The organism is Mesorhizobium sp., assembly GCF_024509055.1.
Lineage (GTDB): Bacteria > Pseudomonadota > Alphaproteobacteria > Rhizobiales > Rhizobiaceae > Mesorhizobium.
The window spans coordinates 21,611-30,204 of record NZ_JANINM010000360.1 but is presented as its reverse complement, the minus strand read 5'-3'; the positions used below and the strand labels follow the sequence as shown (position 1 = coordinate 30,204).

The following is an 8,594-nucleotide window of genomic DNA, read 5'->3' as shown; positions in this document are numbered from 1 at the left end:
GACAAAAGCAAATCGGTGGCGTCGGGCTTGCGCTCGATCACGGACTTGCGCATCAGGGTTAGACGGGAAAAGGCGTATGGGCTTGCGGGAGCGATAGTGAGGGAATTCCGGATGCGCGACCACGGCGGAAACCTCGATGTCGCCATCCGGCGTTTCGGCGGCGAGGCGTCCGACTGGATCGATCTTTCGACCGGGATCAACCGGCGGCCCTATCCTTCGGTGGAGGTGGAGTTGCGGCAGTGGAACGCGCTGCCTTCGCGCTCGGATATCGAATCGCTGCATCACGCCGCGCGGCAAGCCTACAGCGCATCGGCGCCGATCGTTGCTGTCGCGGGCGCGCAGGCCGCGATTCAACTGTTGCCGCGTCTGTCGCTGCGCGGTCGTGCGCGCATTCTCGCGCCTACCTATAACGAATATGTCGCTGCGCTGTCGGCTTCGGCATGGGAAATCGCCGAGGTGTCCGATCTCGAGGCGCTGGCGGGCGCGGATCTCGCGGTGGTCGCTAATCCCAACAATCCCGATGGACGACGCCACGATCCGCGCGATCTGCTGGCGCTGCTGCCGCGCGTCGGCCGGCTCATGGTCGACGAAAGCTTCGCGGACGCCGTTCCCGGCCTGTCGGTCGCGTCCGAGGCGGAGCGGGCGGGACTGCTGGTCCTGCGCTCGTTCGGGAAATTTTACGGACTCGCAGGCCTGCGGCTCGGCTTCGCGATCGGGAGCCCGCGCGACATCGCGGCGCTGGGGGCGATGGCGGGTCCCTGGCCGGTTTCGGGCGCTGCGATTGCGATCGGGCGTCGCGCGCTGCTTGATGACGCCTGGGCGAAGGCGACATCGGCCCGCCTCGCGCGAGATTGTCTCAGGCTCGATGCGCAGGCGAGGACGGCGGGCTGGACGCTGCTTGGCGGCACGCCGCTGTTCCGCCTTTACGAGACCGGCGACGGGCCGGCCGCGCAGGAAAGACTCGCCGGCGCGCGGATCTGGTCGCGCGTCTTTCCGAACAAGCCGGGGTGGCTGCGCCTCGGCCTGCCCGGCGATGAAACGGAATGGTCGCGCCTCGCCGCCGCGCTGTCTCGCTAAAGGTCGGTGGTCGAAATGCGAGTTAGCGTTTGCGCTGGGCGGCTCCGTCAGAATTCGACGCCGGGTTGCGCCTTGATGCCGGAGCGGAACGGATGCTTCACCAGCGTCATTTCCGTCACCAGATCAGCGATATCGATCAGCTCCTGCTTCGCATTGCGCCCGGTGAGCACGACATGCGTCATTGGCGGCTTTTCGTTTTTCAGGAAGGCGACGACATCATTGATGTCGAGATAGTCGTAGCGCAGCGCGATGTTGATTTCGTCGAGCACCACCATGCGCAGGCGCGGATCGGCGATCAATTGCTTGGCCTTGTCCCAGCCGGCTTGAGCGGCGGCGATATCGCGGGCGCGATCCTGTGTCTCCCATGTGAAGCCTTCGCCCATCGCGTGGAACTGGCAGAGATCGCCGAAATGGTCCGTGAGCAGCCGCCGCTCGCCGGTGTCCCACGCGCCCTTGATGAATTGCACCACAGCGCAGGGGAAGCCATGCGCGACGCATCGCACGATCATGCCGAAGGCCGAGGATGATTTTCCCTTGCCGGCGCCGGTATGAACGATGACGAGGCCCTTCTCGCCGCTCTTGGTCGCCATCATCCGGTCGCGGGCGACCTTGATCTTCGCCATCTTCTCGGCGTGGCCGGTCTCCTGCGATGCGCCGGTCGCGCTGATTTCCTCATGCGCGGCGGCATCTTGTTCCGAAGTCATCTCATGCATTCCTTGAGCTTGACAAGTCGCTGGGCAGGGCAAATGGTGCGCCGGTGCTGGTTCCTGTCCTACGACAGGTGAAAAGGGAATGCGACAGGGTTTTCGGGACTCGAAGGATATCGAGACGCGAGCCTTGATCGCTGCCGCCCCCGCGACCGTGACCGGAGAGATCTTCAACGCCACTGCCTGACAGGTGGGAAGGCGAGGATCGAAGGCAAAAGCCTGCTCCGCAAGCCGGGAGACCTGCCAGCACTGCATCTGAAACCGGCGGACGGGGTGTTCCGCGACGGGGAGCGCACCGTGTATGTGCCGGTTCACGCGCCTCATCGCCTTCCGCCAAGAACTTCGAGCGAGAGTTTGAGAAGGGCGATGGGCGTCACGCTTCATGTCTGCATTACCTGCCGCGCCGGCCAGCCCGTGCAAGAGGGTGAGGCGACGCCCGGCGCGCGTCTGCACGCGGAGATCGTCGCCGGCGGTGTGCCGGAGGACGTTGATGTCGTGCCGGTGGAATGTCTCTCGGCTTGCAGCCAGGGCTGTTCGGTCGCGCTGAGCGCGCCGGGGCGATGGTCCTATGTTTACGGCCGCTTGTCCGAAGCGAACGCCGCCGACGTCGTGGCGGGCGCAGCCGCCTATGCCGCGGCACCCGATGGCATTGTGCCATGGCGCAGCCGGCCCGAAATTTTTCGCAAGCAATCGCTTGCCCGCATTCCCCCAATCGCAATCGCGCAAGAGGCTGCAGAATGAATTCACTCGCCAAGGTTCCCGTGACGGTCGTGACCGGGTTTCTCGGATCGGGAAAAACGACGCTGATCCGGCACCTCATCACCAATGCCAACGGCAAGAAGCTCGCGGTGCTCGTCAACGAGTTCGGCAGCGAAGGCGTGGACGGCGAGATCCTGAAAACATGCGCCGACGCCAATTGCCCTGAGGAGAACATCGTCGAACTCGCCAATGGCTGCATCTGTTGCACGGTGGCGGATGATTTCATTCCCGCGATGGAGCAATTGCTTTCGCGGCCAGTGCGGCCCGACCACATCCTGATCGAGACATCGGGTTTGGCGTTGCCGAAACCGCTGCTCAAGGCGTTCGACTGGCCGGAGATTCGCTCGCGGATCACGGTCGACGGCGTGATCGCGCTGGCCGACGCGGAAGCGGTCGCCGCCGGACGCTTCGCGCCCGATCCCGTTGCGGTCGACGCACAGCGCGCGGCCGACGACAATATCGATCACGAGACGCCGTTGTCGGAAGTGTTCGAAGACCAGATCGCCTGCGCCGACATCGTGCTGCTCACCAAGGCCGATCTCGCCGGCGCGGAAGGAGTGGATGCGGCGAAGGCCGTCATCGCTGCCGAGATGCCGCGCCGCGTGCCGATGCTGCCGGTCGTCGACGGCGCGGTCGATGCGCGCGTGATTCTCGGACTTGAAGCCGCCGCCGAAAACGATCTCGCCGCGCGACCCTCTCATCACGACAATGAGGAGGAGCACGAGCACGACGACTTCGCCTCGGTGGTCGTTGATCTTCCCGAAGTAGACGACATCGATGCGCTGGTCGCGTCGATCCAGCGCCTCGCGCGCGAGCAGAACGTGCTGCGCGTGAAGGGTTATATCGCAGTTGCCGGCAGGCCGATGCGGCTGCTGGTGCAGTCGGTCGGCGAGCGCGTGCGGCATCAGTTCGACAAGCCCTGGAACGCGTCGCCGCGGCAATCGAAACTGGTCGTGATCGGCGAGCAGGGCGACATCGACGAAGCTGCCATCAGGTCGGGACTTGCTCTCTGATGCATGTCGTCTTTCGCGAGAGCCGCGGTCTTGAGGAGACTGCGACGCCACGGGACTTGGCCCAGGATCCGGCCGATCTCGTCGCGCTCTCGTTTTCGGACAGCGATCTCGCCGCCTTTGCCTCCGGATGGCGGCGCGGCCGCGCGACTCTGCCGTCGCTGCGGCTCGCCAATCTTGCGGACCTGCGGCATCCGTTGTCGGTCGATACCTATATCGAACGCACGCTGTCGCATGCGCGCGGCATTCTGGTGCGTGTGATCGGCGGCGAACCTTACTGGTCGTATGGTCTCGCCGCCCTGCATCGGCTGGCGAAGGAGCGCGACATAGCGCTGGCAGTGCTTCCCGCCGATGGCCGCGACGATCTGCGTCTCGACGAACTCTCGACGCTGCCGGTCTCGACGCTGCGTTTGCTGAAAGCGCTGTCCGACAAAGGCGGAACGATCGCGGCGCAGGCGGCAATCGCGCAGCTCGCGCTGGCGTCTGGCTTCTATGCCGGGCCGATCACGGGCGATATCGAGATTCCGGACGTCGGTCTTTACGATCCCGCGCGCGGCGTCATAGCTGCATTGCCTGATGCCGAGGCCCGACCGCGCGCGCTGGTGACGTTCTATCGCTCCTATCTCACCGCCGCCGACACCGCGCCGGTCGACGCACTGATCGCCGCTTTGCGCGACAAAGGCTTCGACGCTTACGGCGTGTTCGTCACCTCGTTGAAGGCGGCAGGCGTGGCGGATTGGTTCAGAAACCATTTCGCGCAACGGCTCCCGGCGGTCATCGTCAACGCGACCGCGTTTTCCGCGACCGGCGACGACGGCGCGACGCCGTTCGACAGCGCATCCTGTCCGGTATTTCAGGTCGCGCTCTCGACGGCCCGGCGTGATGAATGGATCGAGTCATTACGCGGCCTCTCGCCGGGCGATCTGGCAATGCATGTCGTGCTGCCGGAAGTCGATGGGCGCGTATTCGCGGGCGTCGTGAGTTTCAAATCGCCGAGCGAGCGCGATGCGGATCTGCAATTCTCCCGTCTTGCGCATGGCGCCGACGACGAATGCATCGATGCCGCGGCCGGGCGCGTCGCGGCGTGGCGTCGGCTCGCAACGACGCCTGCGCCTGAGAAACATCTCGCGATCGTGCTGTCGAGCTATCCGGGCCGCCCGCATCAGATCGCGCATGCGGTCGGACTCGATGCGTTGGCGTCGGTCGAGGTGCTGTTGGGCGATCTCGCCGCCGCCGGTTTCGATGTTGGGGTGACAAACAAACTGGGCGACGCTCTGTTGCAGCAAAAGCTGACGTGGGGCGTCGCGGACTATCGCGCCGAACTGTCGCGATTGCCGCGCCAATTGCAGGACGAGCTCGCGGCTGCATGGGGCATGCCAGAGGACGATCCCTGTTGCTTGGATGGCGAATTCCATTTCGCCGCGATTCAAAACGGCAATGCCGTGGTTGCGGTTCAGCCGGAGCGTGGCGATGTCGTCACGCGCGAGGCCGACTATCACGATCTCGCACGCACGCCGCGTCACGTCTATGTCGCGTTCTATCTCTGGCTGAGGACGCGGCGCATCGACGCCGTCGTTCACATGGGCGCGCATGGCACGCTGGAATGGCTGCCCGGAAAATCCGTCGCGCTGTCGTCAGCGTGCTGGCCGCAAGCCTTGATCGGCGATCTGCCGATGATCTATCCGTTCATCGTCAACGATCCGGGCGAAGCGGCGCAGGCCAAGCGCCGCATCGGTGCGGTCACCATCGGTCATCTGCCGCCGCCGCTGGCGCGATCCGCATTGCCTGAGAATTTGCACCGGCTCGAACGGCTGCTCGACGAATATTCCACCGCCGACGGTCTCGATCCCGCGCGGCGGCAGCGCTTGATCGGCGCGATCCGCGACGAAGCGCGCAGTGCCGGACTGGAACACGATCTCGGCCTCGATGAAACGGCCGCGCCTGCGGAAGCCATTCCGCGCATCGACCGCTTTGTCTGCGATCTGAAGGAGAGCCAGTTCGGCGACGGCCTGCATGTGTTCGGCCGCGGCGCTTGTGGTGAGGCCGAGCGCGATGCAGTGCTCGCCGCACTTGACGGCAAACGCATTGCGCCGGGGCCAGCCGGTTCGCCGCATCGCGGACGCCGCGACGTGCTGCCGACCGGGCGCAATTTATTCGCCGTCGATCCGCGCGCGGTGCCGACGCCGTCGGCGCATGCGCAGGGCGTCAAGCTCGCGGAGGAACTGTTGCGCCGCCACCTTCAGGATCACGGCGATTGGCCGAAGGGGATCGTGGTAGATCTGTGGGGCTCGGCCACCATGCGCACGGCGGGCGAGGAGTTCGCGATGGCGCTGCATCTCGCCGGCCTCGCGCCGCGCTGGGATCACGCATCGGGCCGCGTCGTCGGCTACGACATTCTCGCGCCTGCCGAACTTGGCCGTCCGCGCATCGACGTGACGTTGCGCGTCTCCGGACTGTTCCGCGATGTGTTTTCGAATCTCGCGCAACTGTTCCAGTCGGGCGCGGAAGCGTTGTCCGAGCGTGAAGGGGAGGCCGACAACAATCCCTATCGCGACCGCACCGCGCGCGTGTTCGGCCCGCGTCCCGGACATTACGGCGTCGGCCTCGCATCGATGCAGGACGACTTCACGCCCGAGGGGCGCGATGCAGCCGGCGAGGCGTGGCTGTCGGCGTCGTCATGGGCCGTTGCATCCGACGGCGCGACCGCGTTGGATCGCGAGGGCATCGAAGCGAAGCTCGAAGCCGCCGATGCGTTCGTGCATGTGCAGGACCTTCCGGAAACCGATCTGCTGCTCGCGGCCGATTACGCTGCGCACGAGGCCGGCGTCGCGGCGGCGGCCGTGCGGCTGGGCAAGGCCGCGCCCGCGCTCTATCACCTCGACGCCACGCGGCCGGATCAACTCCATGCGCGGACGCTGACGGAAGAAATCGCGCGCGTTGTGCGCGCCCGCGCCGCCGATCCGCGATGGACCGCGGGTATGATGCGCCACGGCTTTCGCGGCGCGGCCGAAATCGTCGCGACGCTCGAACACATGGCGGCCTTCGCACATCTCGCGGACGCGGTGCCGCCGCACCTGTTCGATCTCTATTACGATGCGACGCTCGGCAGCGACGACGTCCGAGCCTTCATGGCGCGCGAGAATCCGGTGGCGCTCGCAGCGATGGAAACCTGCTTCGCGCGATTGCACGACGCTTCGCTGTGGAAGACGCGGCGCAATTCGATCGCGGCCGCATTGCGGGCGGTGTCGTGAGCGCGGTCGCGATCAAGGGCTGGTGTCCCGGCGCGCTGCGGCCGATGCGCTCCGGCGACGGGCTTCTGGTGCGCATCCGCCCGTATGGCGGACGGCTCGACGCGCGGCAGGCAATGCGCATCGCCGAGCTTGCGCATCGCTACGGCAACGGCCTGATCGATCTCACCAGCCGCGCCAATTTTCAAATAAGGGGCGTGAGCGACGACGGCCATCTGCCTCTGGTACAGGAATTGTCGCGATTGAATCTGATCGATGACGATCCGGAATCGGAAGCGCGGCGCAATAGTCTGGTGACGCCGTTCTGGCGTATGGACGATGAAACAAGCGCACTTGCCGCGGAACTTGAGCAGGCGCTTATTGCGTCGTCGCTCGATCTGCCGGGTAAATTCGGTTTCGCGGTCGATTGTGTAGAGGAACGCGCGCTGGCGGATGCATCGGCCGACATTCGTATCGAGCGCGATGAGAATGGCGAATTGATCGTGCGCGCCGATGGCGCGGAGCGTGGCCGCGTCGTCACGCGCGCAGTCGCGATCGAGGCGGCGCTTGCGCTTTCGGCATGGTTCGTCAAAACTGGCGGCGCGCGCGCCGGGCGAGGGCGGATGGCCGCACATCTCGCGGCCGGCGCGCAACTTCCCACAGAGTTGTGTGGCGATGCCCGACCCGCGCACGCGATGCCGATGCCGACCCCCGGATTTTATCCGCAAGGCGTGCTGGTCGGCGTCGCCTTCGGGCAACTGACGTACACCGCGCTCGCGGCGCTTGCCGGCAGCGCGGGTGGCGTGCGCCTGACGCCCTGGCGCATGATCCTGGCCGAGGGAGCGCACGAATTGCCGCGTTGCGACGGCCTCGTCACGCGCGCCGCCGATCCGTTGCTGCGCGTCGTCGCGTGCAGCGGCGCGCCGGCCTGTCGCGAGGCGCATGCCGATACCCGCGCGCTCGCCGCCGCGCTTGCGCCGCGCCTGCCGGCCGACGCCCGACTGCATGTTTCGGGCTGCGCCAAAGGTTGCGCGCAGGCCGGCGCGGCGTCTATCACGCTGGTCGCGACGCGCGACGGATTCGATGTTATCCGCAACGGCACGACGCGCGACATGCCGGCGCTGCGCGGATTGAGCGGCGCGGCGATCGTCGCGAATCCCAATGTGTTGATGGAAGGACCCTGATGCCGCACCTCTATGAAACCGACGGTGCTGCGATCTATCGGCAATCCTTCGCCACCATTCGCGCCGAGGCCGATCTGAAACGCTTCTCCGCCGACGAGGGGCGGGTGGTGGTGCGCATGATCCATGCGGCCGGCATGGTCGGTCTCGAAGAGCATGTCCGCTTCACGCCCGGTATGGCGCAGCGCGCGCGCGACGCCTTGCAGAGCGGAGCGCCGATTCTTTGCGATGCGCGGATGGTGTCGGAAGGCATCACGCGCGCGCGTTTGCCCGCGCGCAACGACGTCATCTGCACGCTCGGCGATCCCGCCGTTCCCGCGCTCGCGCAGTCGATGCGCAACACGCGCTCCGCGGCGGCGCTGGAGTTGTGGCGGCCGTATCTTCGGGGCGCGATCGTCGCCATCGGCAATGCACCGACCGCGCTGTTTCATCTTCTCAACATGCTGGAGGACGAAAGCTGTCTGCGGCCGGCCGCGATCATCGGTTGCCCCGTCGGTTTCGTCGGCGCGGCGGAATCGAAGGCGGCGTTGATGGCCGCTCCCCCCGCGCCCGCGCTGACGGTCGAGGGACGTCTCGGCGGCTCGGCGATCACCGTCGCCGCCGTGAACGCGCTGGCAAGTCGGAGCGAATAGC

General features: G+C 66.3%; 7 protein-coding genes and 1 riboswitch. Of the genes, 6 read left to right on the top strand and 1 reads right to left on the bottom strand.

The genetic code is table 11. From position 1 onward, the window contains the following. The first annotated feature begins 111 nt into the window (after positions 1 to 111). Entirely contained in the window at positions 112 to 1,077 is a 966-nt protein-coding gene (gene cobD / locus Q0L57_RS15365) for a threonine-phosphate decarboxylase CobD (RefSeq protein ID WP_296743961.1), read from the top strand. Positions 1,078 to 1,124: 47 nt separating this feature from the next. Here cobD and cobO read toward each other — a convergent pair whose 3' ends face one another. Next, positions 1,125 to 1,781 carry a cob(I)yrinic acid a,c-diamide adenosyltransferase gene (gene cobO, locus Q0L57_RS15360; protein WP_296743954.1) on the bottom strand — a complete coding sequence of 219 codons (657 nt, stop codon included), beginning with the start codon at positions 1,779 to 1,781 and terminating at the stop codon, positions 1,125 to 1,127. 40 nt (positions 1,782 to 1,821) lie between these two features. Then, positions 1,822 to 2,047, top strand: a riboswitch (cobalamin riboswitch). A gap of 103 nt (positions 2,048 to 2,150) precedes the next feature. Between cobO and Q0L57_RS15355 the strand changes: the two genes are divergently transcribed. From Q0L57_RS15355 to Q0L57_RS15335, 5 genes are read left to right on the top strand one after another with little or no spacing between them, the layout of a single operon-like run. Next, the gene (locus Q0L57_RS15355; protein ID WP_296741709.1) at positions 2,151 to 2,525 is read left to right on the top strand and encodes a DUF1636 domain-containing protein; all 375 of its coding nucleotides are present in this window, start codon (positions 2,151 to 2,153) and stop codon (positions 2,523 to 2,525) included. Then, complete coding sequence (gene cobW / locus Q0L57_RS15350; RefSeq protein WP_296743953.1) at positions 2,522 to 3,556, top strand: cobalamin biosynthesis protein CobW; 1,035 nt, start codon at positions 2,522 to 2,524, stop codon at positions 3,554 to 3,556. Before Q0L57_RS15355 ends, cobW begins: the two co-directional genes overlap by 4 nt. Then, the gene (cobN, locus tag Q0L57_RS15345) at positions 3,556 to 6,804 is read left to right on the top strand and encodes a cobaltochelatase subunit CobN (protein ID WP_296743951.1); all 3,249 of its coding nucleotides are present in this window, start codon (positions 3,556 to 3,558) and stop codon (positions 6,802 to 6,804) included. The genes cobW and cobN overlap by 1 nt, the downstream gene beginning before the upstream one ends. Further along, on the top strand, positions 6,753 to 7,964 hold the full coding sequence (cobG, locus tag Q0L57_RS15340; RefSeq protein WP_296743949.1) for a precorrin-3B synthase: 1,212 nt from the start codon (positions 6,753 to 6,755) through the stop codon (positions 7,962 to 7,964). The genes cobN and cobG overlap by 52 nt, the downstream gene beginning before the upstream one ends. Then, positions 7,964 to 8,593: a precorrin-8X methylmutase gene (locus Q0L57_RS15335; RefSeq protein ID WP_296743947.1), complete on the top strand. Its 630-nt coding sequence runs from the start codon at positions 7,964 to 7,966 to the stop codon at positions 8,591 to 8,593. The genes cobG and Q0L57_RS15335 overlap by 1 nt, the downstream gene beginning before the upstream one ends. The last annotated feature ends 1 nt before the right edge of the window (position 8,594 follow it).

Coding starts and splice junctions, on each gene's coding strand:
- Q0L57_RS15335 (WP_296743947.1), top strand. CDS start 7,964: ATGCCGCACCTCTATGAAACCGACGGTGCTGCGATCTATCGGCAATCC.
- cobN (WP_296743951.1), top strand. CDS start 3,556: ATGCATGTCGTCTTTCGCGAGAGCCGCGGTCTTGAGGAGACTGCGACG.
- cobO (WP_296743954.1), bottom strand. CDS start 1,781: ATGACTTCGGAACAAGATGCCGCCGCGCATGAGGAAATCAGCGCGACC.
- cobW (WP_296743953.1), top strand. CDS start 2,522: ATGAATTCACTCGCCAAGGTTCCCGTGACGGTCGTGACCGGGTTTCTC.
- cobD (WP_296743961.1), top strand. CDS start 112: ATGCGCGACCACGGCGGAAACCTCGATGTCGCCATCCGGCGTTTCGGC.
- Q0L57_RS15355 (WP_296741709.1), top strand. CDS start 2,151: ATGGGCGTCACGCTTCATGTCTGCATTACCTGCCGCGCCGGCCAGCCC.